The sequence below is a fragment of the Microvirga makkahensis genome, assembly GCF_009830105.1.
GTDB classification, from domain to species: Bacteria; Pseudomonadota; Alphaproteobacteria; order Rhizobiales; family Beijerinckiaceae; genus Microvirga; species Microvirga makkahensis.
In genome coordinates, this window is sequence record NZ_WURB01000080.1 from 1 (window position 1) to 1,101 (window position 1,101).

1 protein-coding gene is annotated in these 1,101 nt (G+C 70.3%); it reads right to left on the bottom strand.

All coding sequences use genetic code 11. The annotated features are described in order from the left end of the window. A partial coding sequence (locus GR328_RS26510) for an autotransporter outer membrane beta-barrel domain-containing protein (RefSeq protein WP_160888630.1) occupies positions 1 to 1,101 on the bottom strand: 1,101 nt, incomplete at both ends.

The window sequence follows — 1,101 nt, forward strand, 5'->3', positions numbered from 1 at the left end:
GTGAAGTTGCCCTTCACCGCGTGCTCCTGCGTCCGTGCCCCGATCTGGCCCGAGTAGGACACGCCGAGAGCCATATCCTTGTTGATCTGCCAGTCCAGCCCCGCCTCGGCCACGAGAGCGTTGCGGTCGATCGGCAGGCCCGCGACGCTGAAGCCGGTGGTGCCGCCCGAGAAGGCCAGCAGCGCGGCAGGCTCAACATCGCCGAAGGCATGCCGCCACCCTACCATGCCCCGCAACGTCAGCGGCAGCTCGGCGCTGATCCGCGCCTGCGCCCGAACCCCCAGCGTGGTGGAGGCGAGATCGTAGCTGCGGGCAGAGCCGGTCAGGGCCGCCTCCCCGCCCTCCTCGGCAAAGCCGTCCAGACGCAGGCGCATCACTGAGGCGCCCACGAAGGGCTCGACCGTCACCCAGCCGAGATCGACCGCGTAGCCCACCTCGCTGAAGGCCATCAAGGTCGAGCCGTCGTAGGAGGCGCTCGCCTGATCGGCAAAACTCGGGAAGGTGATCGTGCGGATGGTGTCGATGTCATGCCAGGCATAGGACGCGCCGGCCCGCAGGCTGACGGCTCCCCATTGAGCCATGCCGTAGATTGCCCCGAACGTGGTCTCGTTCGAGCCGGAGGACAGCCGCCCGTCCACCTCGAAGGTGGTGCGGGAGAATCCGCCTGACATGCCGAACGTGAAGGTCTTGTCGAGCCGGGTCTCGGCGCCGATCGCAAACCCGCCCGTGGACGTGTCCATGCCGGCCGCGCCGCCGTTGGAAGCGGCCCTGCCCCACGAGCCGAAGCCCTCGCCCCAGAGGCTAAAGCGGCGCGGGTCGAAGGACGGGACCGCCAGCATATCGACACGGGGAGCGGCGCCCGGCCCGTCGGCCGCATAGGCGACCTGGACCTGTCCCGCCACCGGCGCCTGGAGGGCGCGCATGCGGGTCAGCAGCAGGTCCTGCATCCGCAGGGTGCCGCTCAGAGCCGTGCCGGCGGCGCTGGCGTGAACCTCGCCGGAGAGCGCGTCGAAGGCCTGGCGCGCCCCGTCGACGCTCTGGCCGATCACGGCGTCGAACACGCGGTGGCCGTTGCCAAGGGCTTCAACGGCATCGGCCGTG